Source organism: Nocardia yamanashiensis NBRC 100130, assembly GCF_001613325.1.
Taxonomy (GTDB): domain Bacteria; phylum Actinomycetota; class Actinomycetes; order Mycobacteriales; family Mycobacteriaceae; genus Nocardia; species Nocardia yamanashiensis.
Map to the genome: position 1 here is coordinate 12,738 of NZ_BDCD01000022.1, position 22,727 is coordinate 35,464.

Here is a 22,727-nt window from a genome sequence, read left to right on the forward strand (position 1 = left end):
GAACGCTGTTCGATGGCACGTACACCGTTCCCTATTGCGAACACTGTACGTAGACCGTACAGTGTTCGACAACGCCGCACAGTGTACGGCGAAGCTTCCGAAGGGGACTGGGAATGACCGAGAACGATATGGCGCGGGCGACGGATTCGCTTACCGCCGAACGCAATCCGAAACGCTGGCTGATCCTGGTGGTGCTCTGCCTGAGCTCACTGGTGCTGGTGATCGACAATATGGTGCTGAACGTGGCCATCCCGCAGGTCGCCACCGACCTCGGCGCCACCGGCCGCGACATCCAGTGGGTGATCGACTCCTACATCCTGGTGTTCGCCGGCCTGCTGCTCACCTCGGGCAGCCTCTCCGACCGCTTCGGCCGCCGGCTGGTGATGGTCATCGGCCTCGCGCTCTTCGGCGCGGCGTCACTGCTCGCGGCCTACGCCACCACCCCCGAAACCCTGATCGCCGGTCGCGTGATCATGGGCATCGGCGGCGCGCTCATCATGCCGAGCACGCTGTCCATCCTGATCACCGTGTTCGACGAGCAGGAGCGCCCGAAGGCGATCGCGGCTTGGAGCGCGGTGGCCATGATCGGCATGGTCGGCGGCCCGATCGCGGGCGGCCTGCTGCTGAACCACTTCTGGTGGGGTTCGGTGTTCGTGCTGAACGTGCCGATCGCGATCGTCGCCATCATCGCCGCCCTGGCGCTCATGCCGGAGTCCAAGGGCCCGGCCAAGAAGACCGACCTGCCCGGTATGACGCTGTCCATCATCGGCACCACCGCCCTGGTGTGGACCATTATCGAATTCCCCGCCAAGGGCTTCGAGGGCGTGTGGCCTTCGCTGGTGCTGACCGTGATCGCGTTGACCGCCTTCGTGATTCGCGAACTGAAGACCGAACACCCGATGGTCCCGCTGCAGCTGTTCCGCAATCGCGTCTTCACCGGTTCCAGCTTCTCCCTGGTGCTGGTCACCTTCGCCAATGCCGGTCTGATGCTGGTGCTCACCCAGTACCTGCAGTTCGTGCTCGGCTACTCGCCCGTCAAGACCGCCCTGGCCTTCACCCCGATGGCCTTCGCCGCGCTGCTCGCCCAAGGCGTCGGCGCGAGCCTGGTGCAGAAGCTCGGCGTCCGCCCGATGGTGCTGACCGGTCTGCTGGTGCTGGCCGCCGGTTCCGCGGTGCTGGCCATCCTGACCACCGATTCCGGCTTCTGGCTTCCCGCCGTGGCCATGGCGCTGGTCGGCGCCGGGGCGGGCCTGGCCATGCCCGCCGCCATCGGCGCGCTGATGGGTGCGGTGCCGCCGGAGGAGGCCGGCGTCGGCTCGGCGCTGAACGACACCATTCAGCAGACCGGCGGCGCGCTGGGCGTGGCGGTGCTGGGCGCGATCCTGGCCGGCACCTACCGCGATGCCATGCCGGCCGATGCGTCGGAAGCCGTCAAGGAGAGCATCGGCGGGGCCCTGCTGACCGGGGACAGCACCTTGATCACTGCGGCCCGCGAAGCCTTCACCGACGCCATGTCCGCCACTTTCATCGCCGGCGGGATCAGCGTCCTGGCCGCTACCGTGCTCGCCTTCTTCCTGATGAAGGGCGCGAAAGCCGCCACCGGCGAGGGCATTCCGGCCGCGGAGGCGGAAATGGCCGACGCGCACTGAGCCCGGAACGAGAAATGCCGCCCCCGGCCTGCAACCGGGGGCGGCATTTTCGTTGGTGGCCCGGCCGGGCACGCGACGCGGCCGGACCGGAGCAGCGTGGGCGGGGCTAGCCCAGGAGCTGCTCGATTCGGGTGGTACAGAAGCCGGTGATGTTCATCTCCGGCGGCAGCTGGACGCGATTGGCCATGCGCAGCAGGGGAACCGAGAGCAGTACGGCGGCGAGGATCTCGTTGTACCGCAGGTTGCGCACCGGCATTCCGGTCCGCCGCTCGTAGTACGCGATGGTCTCCGCCCGCGACGGCGTACCGGGCAACGGGTCATGGCCCTCGAATTCGCTGCTGGCCCAGTCCAGGAACAGCATCCACGCCAGATCCGCCTCGTGATCGCCCAGATAGGCGATCTCCCAGTCGAGTACGCCGCTGACCCGGAAATCCTTGTCGTACAGGATATTCGACATCCGGGCGTCGCCCCAGCACAGGACGACGTGTTCCGGCTGGTACACGTGCTCCCGCAGGTAGGCGATGGCCCGCCGGTACGTCTCGGGCTGCTCCCCGCCGGTTGCCCAGCTCAGCGCCGCGTCGAGGTAGTTGACCAGGTGCGCGACCGGGCCGTCGCCACCGTGCCGGGCCAGGGTGAGGAAATCCAAGCCCAGGCTCCGCCAGTCCAGCGCGTGGATATCGGCGATGGCGTCGATGCACCCCCACCACATGCGCTGCCGCTGCTGCGGTGTGGCCTCGAAATAATTGCCCGCCGCGTGATACGACGGATAGTCGCTGGGCGCTTCTCCTTCGAGCCGGTTCATCACGAAATACGGACTGCCCAAGGCGTTTTCGCCGCGCTCCAGCCACGCCACCACCGGCACCGGGATGGCGGTCTGCGCCAGCCGCTGCATGACCAGCACCTGCCGGAGCAGGTCGTAATCGGGGAACAGCGACATTTCCGGGGGCCGCCGCATGACCATCGGCAGCCGGCCGTATTCGTCCTCGATCTCGAACAGGTAGGTCTCGGTCGCGAATCCCCGGGTGGTGCGCGCGAATTCGCTGATGCGCGCCTTCCCGGAGCCGGGGAGCCGGTGCCGCAGTTCGGGTTCGAGCGCGGCGGGCAGGTGTTCGGCGGGCAGCCGGGTGCCGTTCATTCAGTACCCCTGGTAGCCGTACCGGGCATTGCGGCCCAGGAACACCATTTCGACCAGTCCGTACCCGACCTTGCCCGCGCTTTCGATGCGGCAGAAGGTCTCGCTGAGCATGCTGGCCTGCTTCAGGTCGGCGACATCGGTGAGGTCGACGGTGAAGTGATCCATCCACTGCTCACCGCGCCACATGCCCGACCCGTACCCGCGATAGGTGTCGTACCCCGCGATGCCCGGCCAGAAATCCGACACCGGCGTGATGGTGAACTCCCGATCGCTCCCGTCGGCGGCCCGCACGGTGAAACTGCCGCCGCTCACGATGCGGAAGTCGTCGCGGAAGGTCAGGTCGTGCGTGGCGTCGACGACCGGCACCGCCGCCCGGCCGGAGTCCAGCTTGGGCAGCACGGTGCCCTCGAAGTGCCAGCGCTGCCCGTCCGCGGTCTCGCGCTGCGCGAAATGCACCAGCTCGTCCTCGAATTGGAAGATCCCCATGTAGTAGAGGACGCCGTCGGGAATCTCGCTGGGCTGCAGGTGATCTCCCTCGCCGAGGCTGCCGCCGCCACCGCCGTGCCGGGTGCCCCAGGAGTGATCGCGCCCGAACCACCAGGTCTCCGGATCGATTTCGTACCGCACGCCGTCGGCTTCGACCCAGCCGCTGATCCGGCCGTTCTGGTAGTACCGCCGCGCGTCCTCGCGTACCCGGCCGCGGGTCCGGAAGAACGCGGGTTCCTGCTCGTAGGCGGGGAATTCGCCTTCGAAGTCGAGCTGCAGCGTGATACCGGACTCGTTGTCATCGAGGGTGGCGCGCACCTTGCGCAGCGGTTCGACGATCTCGTACTTGTAAGGCCCGACCTGCCAGGAGCCCAATCCGTCATAGCGCCCGCCGATTTCGCGGGACAGCCGCACCACGTGCGCCGTCTTGCCGCCGATGGTGATCATGGCGTACGCGTCGCTGACATTCCGGTTCGGATACCGCGCCATGCCGGTCATCACGCTCACCGTGCCCGTGGTGTCGAAGCCGTACAGCACGACGCGCTCGGTCCAGCGCAGATCGCTCTGCTGAACGTGATCGAACGTGGTGGGCAGCTGATGGCAGAGGAGTTCGTCCTGGGGCGTCAACATCGACCGGGCCTCTCGGTGGAGCAGTGAATTAGAATACGGGCCGTAGCGTATTTCAATCATGGCGGAGTTGTAACCTGTTTCAGGAAAAAACTTCCGGCGACCCGAAGGAGAGATCCGTGACCGCATCCGTGGGGAATCGGCCCGGCCCGGGTCGCCCGCGTGACCCGCAGCTCGATGCCCAGGTGCTGGCCGCGACCCAGGAACTGCTGGTCAGCGACGGATATCAGGCCACCACCATTGCCGCGGTGGCGCGCCGGGCCGGGGTCGTCACCACGTCGATCTACCGCCGCTGGCCGGGCAAACGCGCCCTGGTGGAGGACGCGATCTTCGCCCTCGACACCGGTAACCACCCGGTCCCCAGCGGTGATCTGGCGGCCGATCTGCTGGCCTGGACCCGGCTGTTCCTGTCGGCGGCCGCCCATCCGGCGGCCCGCTCGGCCATTCCGGGGCTGCTCTCGGAGTATCACGACGACGCGGAGAGCTACCGCAGGCTGCTCGATCGCGGGGAACGCCCCACCGTGGAGGCGCTGCGCGAACTGCTGGACGCCGCGGCGGCGGCCGGTCAGGCGGCCCCGGACTGCGATGCCGAGGCGGTTTTCGAGTTCCTGCGCGGCGCGACCATGATCCGGGCGCTCACGCACGGCACCGAGGCCGAAGACGAGTTCTGCCGCCGGATCGCCGACGCGCTACTGGCGGTGGCGCAGCGCGGTACGCCGGAGCGGCGAGGTCAGAGCAGGCCCCACCAGTAGAACAGGCAAGCCAGCACGAAGACGACCACCGTTTCCATCGTGAACTCCCAATCTCCGTGGCGCACTTACCATCCATGATGCGCCGCCGAGTGGGACCTCGGCCAGGTTATGACGGCGCAAGATCGGTAACGAATGTCCTGCCGCCCCCTTCGCGGCAGGGCATCCTCCCTTATCGAGAACCGGTCGGCTTTTTGCTGGGTCCGACCCGACACCCCTCGTTGGACGGGCCGGACCCTGGCCTGACACCTTCCGGTGTTGACAGCAACAATGCGGGCCGGCGCTTGGCACCGCCTTAACAAGATCTTGCAAATGTGAAACCGGCTGGTGGCGGCCCATTTTCGTGATCTCATTCGACAACGACGACCACCAGTCGCCGCGGGCCGTGCACGCCCTGCACCCGGATCATCTCGATATCCACGGTGGCGGAGGGGCCGCTGAACCAGGTCAGCGGCCGGTGGGGGTCCAGGCTCCCGATCATTTCCGGAATGGCCGAGGAAATCTGGCCGGCGCGCACCACGCACACGTGACAGTCCGGCACCAGCGTCGGTGCGCGCCGACCCTGCCCCGGGCCGCCGTCGAGCACCACGGTGGCGGAATCGGCAATCGCGGCAGCGCAATTGGTCACCACGGCATCCATAGCGTCGAGCTCGCCTGGGGATAACTGTGGATCATCCGAGACGACCCGATTTCCGGAGTCCGCCGCCCACACCGCAAGCCAGGGCTGCGGCAGTCCGGCGGGCGCGAGCACACTGTGCGCCCCGTGCTCCCGCAACGCGGCGGCGATGATCTCCGGCAGCGCTGACTCGTGCACCCGATGCGACTGCGCACCATAGTGTTTCAGCCGCTCGACGAACAGCGACACCACGGCCGCGCGATCGGCGGCGTCGATTCCCGGTGCCGTGCGCAGGTATTCACGCGGCACGGTCACCGCCCGCTCGTCGGCCGGCAGATCCGACAGCGCCGCCCGGATCCGGCCCAGCACCGTTTCCCGGGCGCTCACTGCAGGCCCCCTTCGGTGCGCTTCCACCAGGACCGGAAGGATTCCCGGGGCACCTCCGGCACGTACCGGCTCTCCGTCCACCCCGAAAGCGGCGGCGGCAGCTGCTTTTTCGGCGCCACCACCCCGGCGATGCCCGCCGCTCTCACCGCCGCCGCCCAGACGTGCGGGTGATACATGATGCGCTCCACCGCGTCCAAGGCCACCCGCTCGGCCGGATGCTTCACCGCGGCCGGCCCCTCGGCCACGTCGTGCCGCAGCTCGAGCAGGTTCCCCACGATGTCGATGCGCACCGGGCACACCTCGTTGCAGGCCCCGCACAGCGAGGACGCGTACGGCAGCGACGCGGTCTGCGGGTCGTCCGCGCCCTCGAGCAGCGGGTTCAGGATCGCCCCGATCGGCCCCGGATACACCGACCCGTAGGTCTGCCCGCCCGTGCGCTCGTACACCGGGCAGATGTTCATGCAGGCCCCGCACCGGATGCAGCGCAGCGCCTGCCGCCCGAGCCGATCGCCCAGCGCCCGGGTGCGGCCGTTGTCGACCAGCACGATGTGGAATTCGCGCGGCCCGTCCCCGGCGTGCACCCCGGTCCACCCACCACCGAGATCAGCGTCTCCGGCAGCGTCAGGCACATGCGGCCGTTGCCCTCGGATTCCACCATGACCACGGTGCCGGTCTCCGCGATCAGGAAGTTCGCGCCGGTGATGCCGACCCGCGCGCGCAGGAACTTCTCGCGCAGATGCAGGCGCGCGGCATCGGCCAGGTCGTTGGGGTCGTCGGTGAGCCCGGCCGGTGCAGGCCGCCCGTGCTTGCCCATCTCGCGCACGAAGATGTCCCGGATCTGCCCGCGATTGAGATGCATGGACGGCACCACGATGTGCGAGGGCAGATCGTCGCCGAGCTGCAGGATGATTTCCGCGAGATCGGTTTCGCGAGTGTCGATTCCGGCTGCGGTCAATGCGTCGTCCAGCCCGATCTCCTCGGTCAGCATGGACTTGGCTTTGACGATCTCGCGCTCGCCGGTGCGCCGGACCAGTTCGGCCACAATCAGATTCGCCTCTTCGGCGTCGACGGCCCAGTGCACCACCGCTCCGGCACGCTCGGCGGCTTCCTCGAATTGCACCAGGTACGAATCGAGATGGTGCAGCACGGTGTCCTTGATCGCGGCGGCGCTGTCCCGCAACCGCTGCCAGTCCGGTCGCTCGTCCACCAGCTTGTCGCGCTTGCCGCGAATGGTGTGCGTGGCCCGGTGCACATTGGCGCGCAATTGCTCGTCCCGGGTTGAGCGCCGGGCGGCCTGCGGGAACGGCGGCCACCCCACGAAACTCTTGCTCACGCCGACCTCCCCGCCGCCGCGGCCACGGGTATGCCGGGCATCGGCCCGTCCGCGCGGGTCCGCGCCAGGATCTCCACCAGGTGCAGGCTGCGTACCGGCGTCTTGTCCTTGGCGAGCCGCCCGCCGATGTTCATCAGGCACGAATTGTCCACGGCGGTGAGCACATCCGCGCCGGTCTCGCGCACGTGCGCGGCCTTGTCGCCGTTCATCGCACCCGATACCGCCGCGTTCTTCACCGAGAAGGTGCCGCCGAAGCCGCAGCATTCGTTCGCGGCGGGCAGTTCCACCAGATCGATGCCCGCCACCGCCCGCAGCAGTTCGAGGGGGCGTTCCCCGATGTGCTGGATGCGCAGCGAATGACAGGTCGGGTGATAGGTGACCCGGTGCGGGAAGTACGCGCCCACCTCGTGCACGCCCAGATCGTCGGTGATGAACTCGGTCAGCTCGCGGATCTTGGGCAGGATGGCCTGGGTGTCCAGGGCCAGCTTCGAATCTCCGGTCGCCTCGGCGGCTTTCATGTAGAACTCGCGCGGCGCCTGCCCGCAGGAGGCCGACGGCATGATGATCCGGTCGTACTCCCCGAGCACCTGCACGAAATGCCTTGCCAGCTTTGCGGTATCGGCGCGATAGCCGGTATTGCAGTGCATCTGCCCGCAGCAGCTCTGCGCCATCGGGAACTCGAGCTCCACGCCCAGCCGCCGCAGCAGCGTGACCGCGGCTTTGCCGGTGCCGGGGAAGAGCACGTCATTGATGCAGGTGACGAACAAGGCGGTGCGCATACGGCCCCTTACCGTCGGTGTAGCTATCGGGTAGCGAATCGACCGGAGGACGCACCCGGCAGCCGGGCGCGCAGGTGGGCGAAAGTGAGCGTGCGATTTCTCGCTTTCATCCCATTTGTCTAGCAGATCCGCAGGTAGAACGGACTAAATTCGGCCATTTCGGCGTGGCTGCCGGGGCGTTGCGCGCGCGGCCCTCTTCTATGTCTGCTGTCAAGTTGCGGAACTCCCTAGGAGGAGCATGTGAAGGTGTGGCGATCCCGCTCTCGCGCGGTGATGCTGCCGGCCCTCGCGGGTGCGATCGCGGTGGCCGGGCCGGTGCCCGCGGCCGCCGATTTCCCCGCGGACTACCCGTTGATCATCGACGTCAGCACCCCGCCGGACGGGCTCTGCAACGGCGCGCTACGCGGCACCACCGCCGTGTACGTACCGCCGGGCCTGCCCGCGCAATCCGATGTGGAGTGGCGAATCCTGGCCGGGGAACAGCCGATTCGCTCCGGCATCACCGCGGTGACCAATGACGTGGTGACCATCGGGTTCGATCTGCGCCGCGACGAGCTACCCCGGGACGGCCGACTACGGGTGGACGCCCGCACCAGGGTGCAGGGCGGGCAGGCCGGGGCCTACGGCAAGCCCTGGAACTTCCGCGTCACCCGCGAATGCGGGCCGCTGCACGTGGCCTCGATCGGCGATTCGGTGCTCTGGGGGCAGGGCCTGGATCTGGAACGCAAATTCGCCCACCTGACCGCCGAGGCGCTGGGCGCGGAGACCGGCCGGGCCGTGCAGGTACACGACTATTCGCAATCCGGGGCGCTGCTGGACGCGCCGGGCACCGAGGGCGCGCAGTGCGCCGAGACCGCCGCCGATGCCGTCGCGGACGTGTTCTGCCAGCTGCACCAGGCCGCCGACGAGGCCGGCGAACAAGGCTATCGCCTCGATGTGGTGCTGCTCGACGGCTGCATGAACGATCTCGACCCCTTCTTCGGCATTCCGGTGGGCGTCACCCCGGGCACCGAGGATCTGACCGCGGCGGTGGAGCGCGAATGCGGCGGCGTCGGCGCCGAGGCCACCAATCCGGCCGCCCATGTGCCGTACTTCAGCGGCGCCACCCGCGGTTACGGCGGGCGCGGCATGCGCCAGGCCATCGAACTCGCGCACGCGCTGCCGGGCAATCCGAAAGTGGTGGTGGCCAACTACTTCCACGACGGGGACGCCGATACGCCGGCGGGCTTGCGCGAGCGCTGGTCGGAATTCGTGCGCGCCTCCGCGGAGGTGTTCCGCCGGGCCGCCACCGACGCCAACGCCGCGGCGCCCGAACCCTACGCGGTCGCGGCGGACGGCCTGTTCACCGAGGACACCGGCGGGGCCGGCGCGGCGCGCAAGCCCGCGCTCAATCCGCTCGGCGACGAATCCTTCGCCCTGCGCCTGCTCGCCTGCCCGCCGCTGGGCGATCTCCCGCCGCAGTGCCGGATGCCCGCCGTCTCGCACCTGAGCCTGGCCGACGCCCGGCCCTACGCCGACGCCTTCCTGATGAACCCCCGCCTGCGCGAATGGTTCGGCGGCGGTGGGCCTGCCGGCGCGGGGTTCACCGTCTCCCGGCAGGCGGGCCCGCCCGGCACCACCGTGAGTTTCGACGCCGCCCCCGCCGGTGCGGCCATCCGCCAGTACGAGTGGTATTTCGGCGACGGCGCGCACGCCACCACCCAGGCCGCGACGGTTTCGCACGTCTACCACGGCAGCGGACCGAATCTGCCGCGGCTGGTGGTCACCGACATGACCGGGCACCGCAGTCTCTACGAGCTGGACGAGCCGATCATGATCGATTGAGACCGGCGGACAGTTCCGCGATGGCCCCGTCGCCGGGCGCGTAGCCGGGGAAGTACGCGCACACTCGGGAAGCGCTGTCGCCGAACCGTTTCCGGATGAGGTCGGCGCACTGGGCGGGAGTACCGCTCACGCTCAGTGCGTCGACCATCGAATCGTCGATCAGCTCGGCCATCTCGTGCCAGCGCCCCTGCTTGGAGAGGGTGTTGAGTTCGGGTTGCAGCGCGCCCCAGCCCTCGACGTCCAGCACCGGCCGATACGACGGGGTGGAACCGTAGAAGGCCAGCAGTTTCCGCACCGCGCGCCGGGCGGTCGCCAGTTCCTCGTCCGTATCGCCCATGGCCACAATGGTTTCGACGATGATCTCGAACGGCCGCTCGACGCCCGCCCGCCCCTGCGCCACCGCCGGCAGCGTCCGCTCCCGGAAATGACGCTCGGTGTTGAACGGCATCACCAGCAGCCCGTCCGCCGTCGCGGCCGCCATCTCGGTCATGCGCGGACCGAGCGCGCCCACCAGAATCGGCGGCAGCCCATAGGGATTCGGGCCCGGATCGAACTGCGGCGTCATGAGCGTGTGCTGCCAGAACCGCCCGCGGTAGTCGAGCCGCGTGGCGTCCTGCCACGCCCGCAGGATCGCCCGCGTCGCCTCGACGCAGTCCCGCATCCGCTCCACCGGCTCGGACCATGTCGTCCCGTACCGCCGTTCGATATGCGGCCGGATCTGGCTGCCCAGTCCCAGCCGGAATCGCCCGCCCGACAGGCGATGCAGATCGTAGGCGGTGTGCGCGAGATGCATGGGGCTGCGCGGCAGGGCCATCGCCACATTGGTCATGATGGCCGTCCCGGGGACCGTGGCGGCCAGCCCCAGCGGCAGGAACACATCGTGCTGGCCTTCGAAGGTGAACACGCCGTCCACGCCCAGCGCGCGCAATTCGGCGGTGCGGGAAGCGGATTCGGCGAGCGGGGCATCGAGCCACAGGTCCAGGGGCAGGGTGGTCACGGGTGGTTCCTCCGGGTTCACGGGGCGAGGCAGGCGAGCGCGGACGCGGTATCGAGGTCCTCGACGGCCCGCGCGGCCTTCCACAGCCCGCTGCGGGCGATGGTGTCCGATTGCAGTCCGGCGAACACGGCGGTGAAGGCGATGCTCGCGTAGGCGTACGCGGCATGGGCGCGCAGCCGCCGCCGGACGTCGGCCGGATGCTGCCGCGGCCCGCCGCAGCGCGCCAGTTCTTCGAGATAGACCGCGAGCAGCTCCGGGGTGTGCGCCAGCCGGTCCTCGGTGGACAGCGCGAACACCAGGAAGTACGTCAGGTCCCGGATGCCGTCCCCGCGCCGCAGCACCTGCCAGTCCAGCAGGCCCGCCGCGGCGTCGGTGAAGTACACATTGCCCGGGTGCGGATCGCCGTGCAGCACGGTGTGCGGTCCGGCGTCGAGTTCCGCTGTCACGGCGCCGAATCGGCGCAGAATCCGCTCGCCCGCACGGGGCAGCAGTTCGGGCTGCCGGCGCGCCAGCAGCCGGGCGCTGCCCGCCATCGCCCGCCGGATGAGCGGCAGCATCGGGTCCCGCGCACCGGTGGTGATCCAGCCCAGCCCGCCCGCTCGGGTATCGGTCAGCCGGGGCGAATCCCAGTGCGTGGCATGCAATCCGGCCAGCTTTCGCACCACGAGCGCCGCATCCGCCGGACTCATGTCCGCGGCCGCATCGGTGAAACGCGCCGCGCGGGCGGTCAGATCCTCGATGACGATGGTGAACCGTTCCAGCCGTGGATCGTGGTCGATGCCCAGCACCTCGGGCGTCTCGATCCGCAGCCCCGGCCGCACGGCGCGATAGAACCCGCATTCGTTGCGCCCGAGCCCGGCCAGCCGTGTGAAGAGCCGGGGTCCGGCGGCGGTCGGCGCGGTCTTCACGAAAGCCGTTGCGGGCAGCGACGAATCCGCGCCGTACAGCCGCAGGCGCGCCCGATCGGTAGTCCCGGCGGAGACGTCCAGCCGTTCGACCGCCTCGATCTCGGTCCCGAGCAGCCGGCTCAGATATCCGGCGTCGAGCTGCGCCGCCCGGCGGGGCAGCGGCGAACGCCGGTCGAACCGATCACGCAGTTCGCTCACCAGCGCCGCACCCAGCGCTGTCGTCGCACCCATCGGCGTCTCCTGGCGAATCACACCGTCCTGCGACGAGTCCGGTGGTGGAAAGCGCTCCGCCCCGGACCGATTAACGGGAGTCGGTCCGGGGCGGTCCCGGACGCCGGTGGTCGTGGTCCGGCGTCCGAAGTCTCAGCGCGGCGGGATCAGATGAATTCCGCGGCCTTCTCGCCGATCAGGTAGCTCGGCGCATTGGTATTGCCGCCGGTGATGCTCGGCATGATCGACGCGTCGGCGACCCGCAGGCCCTCGATGCCGTTGACCTTGAGCGTCGGATCCACCACGGCGCGCTCGTCCACGCCCATGCGGCAGGTGCCGACCGGGTGGTAGATCGAGTGCACGCGGTTGGGCAGCTCGCGGCGCAGCGCGGTCTCGTCCTCCAGCGCGGGCCCGGGGGCCAGTTCCTCGGTCCAGTCGGCGCGAATGCTGCTGTGCGCCATGATCTCCCGGATCATCCGGATGCCCTCGACCAGGAATTCGGTATCGCGCGGATCGCTCAGGTAGCCCGGGTCGATGAGCGGCGCGGCGAACGGGTCGTTCGAGGCCAGCTTCAGCTCGCCGCGGCTCTTCGGGTAGATGAGGCTCGGGAAGATGGTGAAGCCGGGCCGGCGGTCCACCAGGTGCAGCTTGTCCTCGTCCTGGTTCGGGATCGGGTAGCTCCACGGCAGGGTGTGGATCTGCATGTCCGGGTAGTCGCCCTCGGCGAACTTGGTCTTGACGAAGCCGCACGCCTCGAACACCGTCCGGCCCATCCACGAACTGCCCGGGCGGCGCAGCTCCTGCAGGATGCCGCTGGCGAAGTGGGTCGGAATGCCGCGGTGGATGGCCTTCTTGGAGATGTAGGTCATCGGCACGAACAGGTGGTCGTGCAGGTTCTGGCCGACCGGCAGATCCGCGACCACGTCGATGCCGTGCTCGCGCAGGTGCGCGGCCGGGCCGATGCCCGAGAGCATGAGGATCTGCGGCGAGCCGATGACGCCGCCGGAGACGATGACCTCTTTGCCGGCCCGCACGATGCGGCGGCTGCCGTTCTTCTCCGCGATCTCGACGCCGGTGGCGCGGCCGTTCTCGATCACCACGCGGGTGACGTGCACGTGGGTCAGCACCTTCAGGCCGGAGTCCGGCATATCGGTGATGAAGCCGCGCGAGGAGCTGTAGCGCAGACCGTTCTTCACGCTCTGCTGGAAGATCGAGATGCCTTCCTGCGACTTGCCGTTGTAGTCCTCGATGATCGGCGCGCCGAGCGTCTCGGACGCCGCGACCATGAACTCCTGGGCGATCGGGGTCAGCTCCTGCTGACGGGTGACCTCGATGGGGCCGCCGGCGCCGCGCACGTCATTGGCGCCGTCCTGCCAGTTCTCCAGCCGCTTGTAGGCGGGCAGGACCTCGTCGTAGCTCCAGCCCGTATTGCCCTCGGCGGCCCAGGAATCGAAGTTGGCGCGGTTGCCGCGCACGTAGAGCATGCCGTTGACGGAGCTCGAACCGCCGAGCACCTTGCCGCGGGTCATCGGGATCTTGCGATCGTTGGCGTGCTTCTGCGGGATGGAGTACTGCTTCCAGGTCACGCGCTTCTTCAGCTGCGGGACGGTGTGCACCATGCTGATCGCACCCGGCATGGTGACCATGCGGGTGTCGTCCTTGCGGCCGGCCTCCAGCAGGATCACGCTCTCGCCGCGCTCGGCGAGCCGGCCTGCGACGACGGCGCCGGCGCTGCCCGCGCCGATCACGACGTAATCAGCTTCGGTGGCGTCCGCGTAGCGCGGAGAAGCGCTCATTTCAGTACCTCATCCTCGAGTGTGCCTCTGATCACTGTAGAACAAGTTCTAGTCTGCGCACACACTGGACGGCATGTCCAGTCACAAGATCAAAGTTCAGGGCCTTTGCGGGCGCAAATATCGCGCAGGCTCGAAGCGTATGAACGGGTTCTAGAAGACTGCTATCGGTTAGCTGGTGCCCCCGGGGTTCGCGGCGGGAGATGGGTGTCCGGAAACCTGTCCCGACCGGGGCTGCATCGTGGTTCAATCGACTGTGAAACACGTTCCAATTTCGTGATCATAGCGGCAACCTGCCCGAGGAGGAACAGTGTCTGTTCCGTCGTTTCCGGCCGGATTCGATCTCACCGATCCCGCGATCTGGGCCGACCGCGTGCCCATCGAGGAGTTCGCCGCGCTGCGCGCCAACGCGCCCGCGTTCTGGATCGCGCAAACCCCCGAAACCGCTTTGCCCTTCACCGATTCCGGTTACTGGGCGATAACGCGCTACGAGGATGTCAAGGAGATATCCCGCAGGCCGGAAATCTGGTCCTCGCACACCAAGGGATCCATCATCCGCCCGCCCGCCGATTCCGCGCCCGAGCAGATGGAACTCACCCTCGACGCGCTGCTGGTGAATATGGATCCGCCCAAACACACCAAGGTGCGGCGGATCGTCTCCAAGGGATTCACCCCGCGCGCCATCGAGAATCTGCGGGCGGCGCTCACCGAACGCGCGGCGGCGATCGTGGCGGAGGCGAGGGCGAGCGGCGGCGGCGATTTCGTGGAGCAGGTGGCGTGCGAATTGCCGTTGCAGGCCATCGCGGAACTGATCGGGGTGCCGCAGCAGGATCGGCACAAGCTGTTCTCGTGGTCGAATCAGCTGCTCAACTACGACGATCCGGAGTTCGCCGGGGCCAATATGACCGCCAATGCCGAGCTGCTGGGCTACGCGTACACCATGGCCGAGCAGCGCCGCGCCGAACCGACCGGGGACATCGTCAGCCAGCTGGTGAACGCCGATATCGACGGGGAGGCCCTGGGCAGTGACGAATTCGGCTTCTTCGTCATACTGCTGTCGGTCGCCGGGAACGAGACCACCCGCAATGCCATCACGCACGGCATGAAAGCGTTCGTGGATCACCCGGAGCAATGGGAGCTGTTCAAGCGGGAACGGCCGCGCACCGTGGCCGACGAAATCGTGCGCTGGGCCACGCCGGTCACCTCGTTCCAGCGAACCGCGCTGTGCGACACCGAAATCGGCGGGCAGAAAATCCGGGAAGGGGAGCGGGCGGGATTGTTCTACAGTTCCGCCAACTTCGACGACACCGTGTTCGAGGATCCGTTCCGCTTCGACGTCACCCGTGACCCCAATCCGCAGCTCGGATTCGGCGGCACCGGACCGCATTTCTGTGTGGGCGCGAATCTGGCCCGGCTGGAAATCGAGCTCATGTTCAATGCCATTGCCGACGCCATGCCCGATATCGCCGAGGTGGCGCCGCCGCAGCGGCTGCGGCACGGGTGGATCAACGGCATCAAACATTGGCCGGTGCGCTACGGGTGAACCGGTGCCGGTCCCGAACTCGTTCTAGAATTCGTGATCGTGACTAACCTTCGTGAAATTCCGCTGCGCACGCTGGACGACAAGCCCACCACCCTGGCCGAACTGGCCGGCGACAAGGTGGTGCTGCTGGTGAATGTCGCCTCGAAGTGCGGTCTGACCCCGCAGTACGGCGGCCTGGTGGAACTGCAGCAGACCTACGGGCCGCGCGGTTTCACCGTGGTGGGCGTGCCGAGCAATCAGTTCCTCGGCCAGGAGCCCGGCACCGCCGAGGAGATCGCCGAATTCTGCTCCACCACCTACGGCGTGGACTTTCCGCTGACCGAGAAGACCGAGGTCAACGGCGAGAACCGGCATCCGCTGTACGCCGAGCTGACCCAGGTCGCGGACGCCGCCGGTGAGGCCGGGGACGTGCAGTGGAACTTCGAGAAGTTCCTGATCGGGCGGGACGGCACGGTGCTGAGCCGGATCCGGCCGCGCACCGAGCCGAAGGACGCGAGCGTCATCGCGGCCATCGAGGGCGCGCTCTAGTCAGCACTGCGGGCGCGCTCTAGTCAGCGCGCGCGACGCCGATAGCGCACCGCACACGGCTGTTCCAGCTGGACCACCATCTTGGAATGGTCGTTGCGGTAGCTGTCGGATGGCTGTGCGAGTTCGAACTCCCAGTCCCGCAACAGGATCGAGAAAATCGCTTTGAGCTGCATCAAAGCGAAGGCCGCGCCGACACAGCGATGCCGTCCCGCGCCGAACGGAATCCAGGTCCAGCGGTTCACCAGATCGGCTTGATTCGGATCGAGGTAGCGGCTCGGATCGAAGGCGTCCGGGTTCGGGAAATCCTCCGGAATCCGGTTGGAGACAGCGGGAGTCGCGGCCACCAGATCGCCCGGTGCGATGCGGTACCCGCACACGTCGAACTCGTCCTGCGCCACCCGCATCAGGATGATGAGCGGCGGATGCAGCCGCAGCACCTCCTTGAGTACGGCCTCCAGCTGCGGAATCTGGCGCAGCGCATGAAAACTCACGTCCGCACCGTCGGCGTAGAGGGCGTCCAGCTCGGCGGTGACGGCCGCCATCACCTCGGGATTGCGTAGCAACTCGATGATCGTCCAGGCGGCGGTGCCGGAGGTGGTGTGGTGCCCGGCGAACATCATGGAGATGAAGATCCCGGTGACCTCACTGGCCGAGAACCGTGGTCGCCCCTGCTCGTCGCGCACCGACACGAGCACGTCGAGCATGTCCCGATCGTCCTTGTCCCCAGGGGGATTCGCGAGCCGCCCGGCCATGATGTGCCGCACCAGCTTCACCAGCTGCCAGCGCGCTTCGTCGCGCCGCCGGAAGCTCTCGATATCCGCGTGCGGGTCCACATAGCAGTAGGCGTCCGTACCGCGCTCCAGCTCGTGATAGAGGTGCGCGAAGCGCTCGTCCAGCTCCTCCCGGAACTTCTTGCCGATCAGGCACGCCGAGGACGTGTAGATGGTCAGCTCCGCGAAGAACTCCAGCAGGTCGATCTCCCCGGCGTCGCCCCAGCGCGCCAGCATCCGATCCACTTCGCGCGCAATGGTGCTCGCGTGCCCGCGCATCTGCTCGGCCCGCAGTGCCGAATTGTGCAGCATCTCCTTGCGGCGCTCGGGCGGCGCGTCGAAGACCACGCCCTCCCCGAAGATCGGCTTCATGAACGGGTAGGCCGCCGCCTGATCCAGATCCTCGTCGGCCGCGCGGAAGAAGAACTCGTTGGCCTGCGCTCCGGACAGCAGCACCACTTCGCGCTGCGCCAGCCGGAAAGAACCGACATCCCCGCATTCCGCCCGGACCCGCGCCATCAGGGCGATGGGGTCGGTCCGGAACTCCTCGAGATGGCCGTGTTCATGTTCGCCACCCGATACCTGCCGCGGCTTGACCAGGGTCATCGGAAACCTCCCGCACTGGAGTAGACACCTGTCTGGACGGTACTACGGGTGTCATTGCCCGGCAAGGCTTTTCATCGAAACGGGAAATCTTCGCGCGCACCGGATTCACCCGGTGCGCAATTCACTCCGGCAGGACCTGCCGCGCGGCTTTCTCCAGCCGATCGGCAATTTCGGCGTACGACCCGTATCCGATCCCCGCCCGCAACATGGCGCCCGCGTAGAGCATTTCGAGCGTATCCACCAATGCCGGATCCGCGTCCGCGCCGAGCGCGTCCACCAGCCGGCTCCGGATCTCGGTGCCGATCCGCAACCGCAGATGCGCCACATCCGGATCGGTCCCCAGCAGCGCGCTGGTCACCGCTCCCGCCAGCGCCGGATCATCGGCGACCAGCATGGCGACCTGCCGCAGCACCGCCACCACCCGCGCCGTACTGTCCAGCCCGTCGGCCTCCGGCGGTGGATTCCCCGCCAGCCGCCGCCAGAACATCTCCGCGACCAGGTGTTCCTTACTCGAGAAGTACGTATACGCGGTGGCCGTGCCCACCCCGGCGGCAGCCGCCACCATCCGCACGGTCAGCCCCGCGAACCCTTCCCGCGACAACACCTCCATGGCAGCGCGGGTCAACTTCTCGACGGTATCCGCCTGCTTCTCGGTAAGCCGCCGCCGAGTGGCCTCCATGCTCACCACTGACCGGGCAGAATTAGAATCAGACACGTGTCCAGATGCTACTATGACCAAACCCGCCGAGCAACTCACCAATGCCTTTTCCGCATCAATGAGAATGCTCCAGAAAGGCTTTCGAATGCCCCCGGCCCCCCTTTCCGACAATCCCCCCGAATTGTCCGCCCTCCCCGCACTGTCCCCGGCCGAATCCGCAGCCCTCCTCGAAGCCGCCCGCGCCTACGCCACCACCGGCGCGATTCTCACCGCCCCCGCGACAGCCGACCCCACCTCCTGGCGCACCCCCCTCCGCCTGCTCCTCCTCGACGGCACGCTCCCCGGCGAAGCCGCCCAGCGCGACTACGACAACTGGGCACACTGGATCGCAGGCGGCGGCCTGCTGGCGATCCACGGCATCACTCCAGACGGCAACACACCCGCTGACCAGATCTACGATCGCGCAACGGTTTCCGGCAAATACCGCGAGCTCACCGCAGCCGGATCCCTCCGCATCCTGCAACGCACCGCCGCCTGCAACTGACAAGCCGAGCGGAATGACCGCGCTACCGGTCGATCTCCCAGAGTGAGTTTCCCTGGCCCGCTCAGGTGGCGAGTTCGATATCGACGCCGAGGATGAAGTCGAAGACGTCGTCCGGGAACAGTTGAGCGAAGTCGGTCCCGCCGACAGGGGCGGGACCGTGGACGATTCAGGCGGACAGGCCCAGGGGGACGAGTTTGGCGGCTAGGCGGTCCAGGTAGGCGAGGACTTCGGGCTCGTCTTTGTCGGGCATGCCGTAGAGGACGTCGGTGACGCCGGCTTCGGACCAGTTCTCGAGTTGTCCGGCATCGGGTTTGAAGCCGAGGGCGACTACGCGGGGGGTGCCTTCGCGGCCGGCGTCGTTCCAGTGCTTCATGAGCAGGGCGGTGGAGGCGGAGACGTCGGATTCCTGGGGGGTGGTGATCCAGCCGTCGCCGGAGCGGGCGATCCACTTGAAGGTGGTTTCGGTGCCGCCGGCGCCGATGAGGATCGGGATGTGGGACTGGACCGGTTTGGGCCAGGCCCAGCTGGGGCCGAAGGAGACGAAATCGCCTGTGTAGGAAGCCTCTTCCTGGGTCCAGAGGGCCTGCATGGCTTCGACGTATTCGCGCAGGACGGTGCGGCGCTTGTTGCCGGGGACGCCGTGGTCGGTGAGTTCGTCGGTGTTCCAGCCGAATCCGGCGCCCAGGGTGACGCGGCCGCCGGAGAGGTGGTCGAGGGTCGCGATGGTTTTGGCGAGGGTGATCGGGTCGCTCTCGGTGGGCAGCGCTACCGCCGTGGACAATTCGATGCGCGAGGTGACCGCGGCCGCGGTGGCCAGCGCCACCCACGGGTCCAGGGTGCGCATGTAGCGGTCGTCGGGCAGTTCCGAGGTGCCGGTGCCGGGATGGTTGGCTTCCCGCTTGACCGGGATGTGGGTGTGCTCGGGCACGAAGAAGGATTCGAAGCCGCGTTCCTCGGCGGCTCTGGCGGCCGCGGCGGGGGTGATGCCGCGGTCGCTGGTGAATTGGACGATGCCGAAACGCATGTGCGGTGGCCCCTTTCAGTTCTGTTTGGCAGCGGAGACGCCGGCGCGGCGTCCGTAGAAGGATCCGTCGCCGAGGGAGCAGCCCGAGGCGTAGCCGCCCGCGCAGATGCCGGAGGTGACGCGGCCGGCGGCGTACAGGCCGGGGATGGGTTCGTCGGAGACGTGCAGCACCCGCGAGTCCAGGTCGGTGCGCAAGCCGCCGAGGGTGAAACCGCCGGTGTAGCCGCGCAGATCGTAGGCGCCGAGCGGGGTGCCGATGGGCTTCACCCATTCCGGCTTCTTGTGCTGGAACGGGTCCTCGCCATTGGCGGCGTGGTGGTTGTACAGCTCCAGTGTGGTCTGGAGAGTCTTCGCGGGCAGACCCATCTCGCTCTCGAGCTCCTCGACCGTCTCCGCGACCCAGGTGGGAGCGATACGCAGGAAGGACATGGAGGACTTGGTCTCGAACGCCGCTTCCAAGGCTTCCTCGTCGATGATCAAGTACGCCTTGTTGCCCTGCTCCTGCAGAATGGCCTGCCCCATGCGCCCGGGATAGGTGTCCTCGGTGATGAACCGCTGACCGTGCCCGTTCACCAGGATCCCGCGCACCACCACCTGCGGGTCGGCGACCAGCGCGACCTCGGTGGCGTCCATGTGCGCGAGGTCCGCGCCGAGCGCCTGCGCCACCCGGATGCCGATGCCGTCGTGTTCCTCGACGGTGGCGGCGGGCCGGCCGGAGATCTTGGGCGCGTAGCGCTCCACCATTTCGTGGTTGTAGGCGAAGCTGCCGGTGGCCAGCACGACGCCGCGATGCGCGCGCACCAGCACCGGCTTGCCGTAGCGGGTGGCGGCGACGCCGACCACGCGCCCGTCGTCGTCGACGACCAGGCGGCGCAGGCGCACGTCGTATTCGTGCCGGACGCCGAGGGATTCGGCGGTCTGGGCGAGCGGCTCCATCAACATGTAGCCACCGCCCTTCTCGCCCAGCTTCTTGTCCTTGGTCCAGGCCAGGTGCCCGCGCGGGGCGGGATCGGCGATGGTGTTGAAGGGCGCGGCGTTCTCGCCGCCGGAGAACATCAGGCCCTCGTCGGCGGGCGGCTCGTAACCGGGTTCGCCCCAGAACACTTCGTTGAACGGAACACCCTGGGCGACAAGCCAATCGAAGTGCTCGACACTGCCCTGGCAGTAGTCGTGGATCTTGGCCTTGTCCACGCCGGGACCCAGCGCCGCGGTCAGGAACTTCTCCATGTTCTCCGGGGTGTCGGAGAAGCCGAGCTTCTGCTGCAGGGCGGTACCGCCACCGAGGTAGATGAACCCGCCGGACATGGCGGCCGCACCGCCCCAGCCGCCGGTGCGTTCCAGCACGAGCACGTCGGCGCCCGCCCGGGCCGCTTCGATGGCGGCGCACGCTCCGGCGACGCCGTATCCGACGACGACCACATCGGCCTCGAGGTCCCAGGTCTGGACCTCAGCGGCCCGGAGCGGTCGCACGGTAGCGGTTTCAGCCATTGATCCGAATTCCTAACTGCGGTTGGAAACAACTCTCGGGCTCTCAGGGGCCTCGCCCCCGAAACCCCTTGGACTAAGACTTCTTCTTGGCCAGCACTTTGCGGACCGCGCCGTCGAGCTTGGTGGCCGAGGGCCAGCCCACGTAATGGGCGAGGAACACCGCGATCTCGCGCAATTGCTCGGCGTCGAGCTCGTTGTTGCGCAGCGCCGCGCCCACCTGGATCTCGGCGATCTCCGCATTGCCCTGCGCCGTGATCGCGCCGAGCAGCAGCAGCCGCCGGTCGCGCAACGACAGCCCGGGCCGGTTCCAGATATCGGCGAAGAGGTGATCGACGGTGACCTCGTAGAACGGATCCCCTTGGAGGTCGGGCAGCTCGAACCCGTAGACCTCGCTCATCTTCTTCAGCCCGCGCTGCCTGCGTTCATCGCTCACTGCTGCTCCTTGGCGAGATGACCCGGCCCCACGCCGAGCCCGTTTCCGAGACCGTCGAGCGCCTGTGCGGCCAACGGCAGTTCGATGCCCAGCCGCCGGCCGAGGTCCAGCGCCAGGCTGAGATCCTTCTCGCCCAGATCCCGCACGTGGCCGAGGATCGGGAACCAGAAGTCGCCGGGTTCGACCGGCGCGGTGGTGTCGCGCAACATGATCGCCCCGGGCCCGCCGGTATGCGAGTCGGAATGCCGCACGACCTTGCCGAGCTCGGTGATGTCCAGCCCGGCCGCCTCGGCCAGCCGCTGCGATTCCGAGGCCGCGGTGAACGCGATGAAATGCAAAAGGTTGCGCGCCAGCTTCATCCGCGTACCGGCCCCGACCTCGCCCGCGTGCACGATCATCGACGCGAATCGCGAGAACGGCGCGCGCACCGCCGCGAAGGCGGTGTCGCTGCCGCCGACCATGACGGCCAGCGCCCCGCGTTGCGCCGCGGGCGCGCCGCCACTGATCGGCGCGTCCACGAATTCCACACCGCGCTCGGCGCATTCGGCCGCCAGTTCGACGGCCGTGTGATCGGAGATGGTGGAGTGCACCGCGATCACGGTGCCGGGCTCGGCGGTCTGCAGTATGCCGTCCGCCCCGCTCACCACCGCCCGCACCTGGGCATCGTCGAGCACCACCACGGACACCACCGCGCAGCGCTCGGCCACTTCGGCCGCCGTGGCCGCCGCGGTGGCCCCGCCGTCGGTGAACGGTTGCACGACTTCGGGGCGCATATCGCACACCACCAGCCCGCCCGGCCACTCCAGCAATCGATTGGCCATGGGCGCGCCCATATTGCCCAAACCGATGAAACCTACCGAGAATTCGCCTGTTTCACTCATGGCCGGAAAACTTGCCCCCCGTCGACGTTCAATACTTGTCCGGTAACCCACCGCGCCTCGTCGGACAGCAGGTAGAGGCAGGCCCCGACCAGATCCTCCGGCGTGCCCAGGCGTTTGATGGCGAGCTGGTCCATCATCTTCTCGACGATGAATTCGGGCACGATGCTGCGGGTGGCCTCGGTGTCGATCGGACCGGGCGCGATGGCATTGATCCGGATGTTCGAGCCGCCCAGCTCGCGCGCCAATTGCTGGGTGAGACTGTTGATTCCGGCCTTCGCCAGCCCGTAAAACCCCGAATACAGCCAGGCCGCCGTGGAGGACTGGTTCACGATGGACCCGCCGCCGGCTTTCACCATCGGCTGCCACACGGCGCGCGTCATGTTCAGTGCCCCGTCCAGGTTCACGCCCATGAACTTCTTGTAGTAGTCCCACGGCACCGTGAGCAGCACATCCAGCTTCATATCGCCGTAGATGGCGGCATTGTTGACCAGATGATGGATCGCCCCGAACTCGGAGACCGTGAATTCCGCTACGGCAGCGGCGGATTCGAGCGAGGCCACATCCACTTCGTGGAACACCGCCGTCCCGCCGTCCGCGGTGATCTGCTTGGCGACTTCCGTGCCGAGTTCGCTGTTCAGATCGGCGACAACGACTTTCGCGCCTTCCGCCGCCAGCGCCCGGGCGTATTCCGCCCCGATGCCGCGCGCGGCTCCGGTGACGATGACTGATCTATCGGTGAAGCGGGCCATGTCCGTATTC

Annotated in this window: 20 protein-coding genes and 1 pseudogene; 6 read left to right on the top strand and 15 right to left on the bottom strand. The window is 68.0% G+C overall.

What is annotated here, in order from left to right:
• Nucleotides 1-113 precede the first annotated feature (113 nt).
• Nucleotides 114-1,649: an MFS transporter gene (locus tag NY1_RS25585; protein WP_233434480.1), complete on the top strand. Its 1,536-nt coding sequence runs from the start codon at nt 114-116 to the stop codon at nt 1,647-1,649.
• A 106-nt stretch (nt 1,650-1,755) separates the two neighbouring features.
• Here the strand turns inward: NY1_RS25585 and NY1_RS25590 are convergent, their stop codons facing one another.
• A complete protein-coding gene (locus NY1_RS25590; RefSeq protein ID WP_067718463.1) occupies nt 1,756-2,784 on the bottom strand; it encodes a phosphotransferase family protein in 1,029 nt (342 codons plus the stop codon).
• The gene (locus NY1_RS25595) at nt 2,785-3,900 is read right to left on the bottom strand and encodes an Rv3169 family protein (RefSeq protein ID WP_067718465.1); all 1,116 of its coding nucleotides are present in this window, start codon (nt 3,898-3,900) and stop codon (nt 2,785-2,787) included.
• A 116-nt stretch (nt 3,901-4,016) separates the two neighbouring features.
• Between NY1_RS25595 and NY1_RS25600 the strand changes: the two genes are divergently transcribed.
• Nucleotides 4,017-4,649 carry a TetR/AcrR family transcriptional regulator gene (locus tag NY1_RS25600; protein ID WP_233434481.1) on the top strand — a complete coding sequence of 211 codons (633 nt, stop codon included), beginning with the start codon at nt 4,017-4,019 and terminating at the stop codon, nt 4,647-4,649.
• 346 nt (nt 4,650-4,995) lie between these two features.
• On the opposite strand, the gene NY1_RS25605 is transcribed toward NY1_RS25600, so the two are convergent.
• The 3 genes and pseudogenes from NY1_RS25605 to NY1_RS25615 form a co-directional block, all read right to left on the bottom strand.
• The gene (locus NY1_RS25605) at nt 4,996-5,649 is read right to left on the bottom strand and encodes a LutC/YkgG family protein (RefSeq protein WP_174567221.1); all 654 of its coding nucleotides are present in this window, start codon (nt 5,647-5,649) and stop codon (nt 4,996-4,998) included.
• Nucleotides 5,646-6,982, bottom strand: a pseudogene (locus tag NY1_RS45425) (lactate utilization protein B). The gene NY1_RS25605 and the pseudogene NY1_RS45425 overlap by 4 nt, the downstream one beginning before the upstream one ends.
• A complete protein-coding gene (locus tag NY1_RS25615) occupies nt 6,979-7,761 on the bottom strand; it encodes a (Fe-S)-binding protein (protein WP_067718470.1) in 783 nt (260 codons plus the stop codon). The pseudogene NY1_RS45425 and the gene NY1_RS25615 overlap by 4 nt, the downstream one beginning before the upstream one ends.
• A gap of 240 nt (nt 7,762-8,001) precedes the next feature.
• Between NY1_RS25615 and NY1_RS25620 the strand changes: the two genes are divergently transcribed.
• On the top strand, nt 8,002-9,585 hold the full coding sequence (locus tag NY1_RS25620) for a PKD domain-containing protein (protein ID WP_157762478.1): 1,584 nt from the start codon (nt 8,002-8,004) through the stop codon (nt 9,583-9,585).
• Here the strand turns inward: NY1_RS25620 and NY1_RS25625 are convergent.
• From NY1_RS25625 to NY1_RS25635, 3 genes are all read right to left on the bottom strand, one after another.
• Complete coding sequence (locus NY1_RS25625; RefSeq protein ID WP_067718984.1) at nt 9,572-10,573, bottom strand: TIGR03617 family F420-dependent LLM class oxidoreductase; 1,002 nt, start codon at nt 10,571-10,573, stop codon at nt 9,572-9,574. The genes NY1_RS25620 and NY1_RS25625 overlap by 14 nt on opposite strands.
• Nucleotides 10,574-10,599: 26 nt before the next feature.
• Complete coding sequence (locus tag NY1_RS25630; protein WP_067718473.1) at nt 10,600-11,721, bottom strand: phosphotransferase; 1,122 nt, start codon at nt 11,719-11,721, stop codon at nt 10,600-10,602.
• A gap of 146 nt (nt 11,722-11,867) precedes the next feature.
• The gene (locus NY1_RS25635; protein WP_067718476.1) at nt 11,868-13,496 is read right to left on the bottom strand and encodes a GMC family oxidoreductase; all 1,629 of its coding nucleotides are present in this window, start codon (nt 13,494-13,496) and stop codon (nt 11,868-11,870) included.
• 307 nt (nt 13,497-13,803) lie between these two features.
• On the opposite strand from NY1_RS25635, the gene NY1_RS25640 reads away from it, so the two are divergent.
• Nucleotides 13,804-15,036 (top strand): cytochrome P450, encoded by a 1,233-nt coding sequence (locus NY1_RS25640; RefSeq protein ID WP_067718479.1) that lies wholly within the window; start codon nt 13,804-13,806, stop codon nt 15,034-15,036.
• Between the two features lie 63 nt (nt 15,037-15,099).
• Nucleotides 15,100-15,564 (top strand): glutathione peroxidase, encoded by a 465-nt coding sequence (locus NY1_RS25645; RefSeq protein WP_084535361.1) that lies wholly within the window; start codon nt 15,100-15,102, stop codon nt 15,562-15,564.
• 23 nt (nt 15,565-15,587) lie between these two features.
• Here the strand turns inward: NY1_RS25645 and cyp51 are convergent, their stop codons facing one another.
• Both cyp51 and NY1_RS25655 read right to left on the bottom strand, forming a co-directional pair.
• Nucleotides 15,588-16,940: a lanosterol 14-alpha demethylase gene (gene cyp51 / locus NY1_RS25650; RefSeq protein WP_067718482.1), complete on the bottom strand. Its 1,353-nt coding sequence runs from the start codon at nt 16,938-16,940 to the stop codon at nt 15,588-15,590.
• 121 nt (nt 16,941-17,061) lie between these two features.
• Nucleotides 17,062-17,625 carry a TetR/AcrR family transcriptional regulator gene (locus NY1_RS25655; protein ID WP_067718992.1) on the bottom strand — a complete coding sequence of 188 codons (564 nt, stop codon included), beginning with the start codon at nt 17,623-17,625 and terminating at the stop codon, nt 17,062-17,064.
• A gap of 118 nt (nt 17,626-17,743) precedes the next feature.
• Between NY1_RS25655 and NY1_RS25660 the strand changes: the two genes are divergently transcribed.
• The gene (locus NY1_RS25660) at nt 17,744-18,142 is read left to right on the top strand and encodes a hypothetical protein (RefSeq protein ID WP_067718484.1); all 399 of its coding nucleotides are present in this window, start codon (nt 17,744-17,746) and stop codon (nt 18,140-18,142) included.
• Between the two features lie 166 nt (nt 18,143-18,308).
• Here the strand turns inward: NY1_RS25660 and NY1_RS25665 are convergent, their stop codons facing one another.
• The 5 genes from NY1_RS25665 to NY1_RS25685 all read right to left on the bottom strand — a co-directional run bounded on the left by NY1_RS25665 (nt 18,309) and on the right by NY1_RS25685 (nt 22,717).
• The gene (locus tag NY1_RS25665; protein ID WP_067718487.1) at nt 18,309-19,166 is read right to left on the bottom strand and encodes an LLM class F420-dependent oxidoreductase; all 858 of its coding nucleotides are present in this window, start codon (nt 19,164-19,166) and stop codon (nt 18,309-18,311) included.
• 15 nt (nt 19,167-19,181) lie between these two features.
• On the bottom strand, nt 19,182-20,654 hold the full coding sequence (locus NY1_RS25670) for an FAD-dependent oxidoreductase (RefSeq protein WP_067718489.1): 1,473 nt from the start codon (nt 20,652-20,654) through the stop codon (nt 19,182-19,184).
• A gap of 73 nt (nt 20,655-20,727) precedes the next feature.
• Nucleotides 20,728-21,087, bottom strand: a complete 360-nt coding sequence (locus NY1_RS25675; RefSeq protein WP_067718492.1) for a carboxymuconolactone decarboxylase family protein — start codon at nt 21,085-21,087, stop codon at nt 20,728-20,730.
• Nucleotides 21,084-21,968 carry an NAD(P)-dependent oxidoreductase gene (locus tag NY1_RS25680; protein WP_067718495.1) on the bottom strand — a complete coding sequence of 295 codons (885 nt, stop codon included), beginning with the start codon at nt 21,966-21,968 and terminating at the stop codon, nt 21,084-21,086. The genes NY1_RS25675 and NY1_RS25680 overlap by 4 nt, the downstream gene beginning before the upstream one ends.
• Complete coding sequence (locus tag NY1_RS25685; protein ID WP_067718498.1) at nt 21,965-22,717, bottom strand: SDR family oxidoreductase; 753 nt, start codon at nt 22,715-22,717, stop codon at nt 21,965-21,967. Before NY1_RS25685 ends, NY1_RS25680 begins: the two co-directional genes overlap by 4 nt.
• Nucleotides 22,718-22,727 lie beyond the last annotated feature (10 nt).

Bases quoted from the DNA above. Each gene is read 5' to 3' on its own strand.
- NY1_RS25585 (WP_233434480.1), top strand. From the start codon at position 114: ATGACCGAGAACGATATGGCGCGGGCGACGGATTCGCTTACCGCCGAA.
- NY1_RS25590 (WP_067718463.1), bottom strand. From the start codon at position 2,784: ATGAACGGCACCCGGCTGCCCGCCGAACACCTGCCCGCCGCGCTCGAA.
- NY1_RS25595 (WP_067718465.1), bottom strand. From the start codon at position 3,900: ATGTTGACGCCCCAGGACGAACTCCTCTGCCATCAGCTGCCCACCACG.
- NY1_RS25615 (WP_067718470.1), bottom strand. From the start codon at position 7,761: ATGCGCACCGCCTTGTTCGTCACCTGCATCAATGACGTGCTCTTCCCC.
- NY1_RS25630 (WP_067718473.1), bottom strand. From the start codon at position 11,721: ATGGGTGCGACGACAGCGCTGGGTGCGGCGCTGGTGAGCGAACTGCGT.
- NY1_RS25635 (WP_067718476.1), bottom strand. From the start codon at position 13,496: ATGAGCGCTTCTCCGCGCTACGCGGACGCCACCGAAGCTGATTACGTC.
- cyp51 (WP_067718482.1), bottom strand. From the start codon at position 16,940: ATGACCCTGGTCAAGCCGCGGCAGGTATCGGGTGGCGAACATGAACAC.
- NY1_RS25660 (WP_067718484.1), top strand. From the start codon at position 17,744: ATGCCCCCGGCCCCCCTTTCCGACAATCCCCCCGAATTGTCCGCCCTC.
- NY1_RS25665 (WP_067718487.1), bottom strand. From the start codon at position 19,166: ATGCGTTTCGGCATCGTCCAATTCACCAGCGACCGCGGCATCACCCCC.
- NY1_RS25670 (WP_067718489.1), bottom strand. From the start codon at position 20,654: ATGGCTGAAACCGCTACCGTGCGACCGCTCCGGGCCGCTGAGGTCCAG.
- NY1_RS25680 (WP_067718495.1), bottom strand. From the start codon at position 21,968: ATGAGTGAAACAGGCGAATTCTCGGTAGGTTTCATCGGTTTGGGCAAT.
- NY1_RS25685 (WP_067718498.1), bottom strand. From the start codon at position 22,717: ATGGCCCGCTTCACCGATAGATCAGTCATCGTCACCGGAGCCGCGCGC.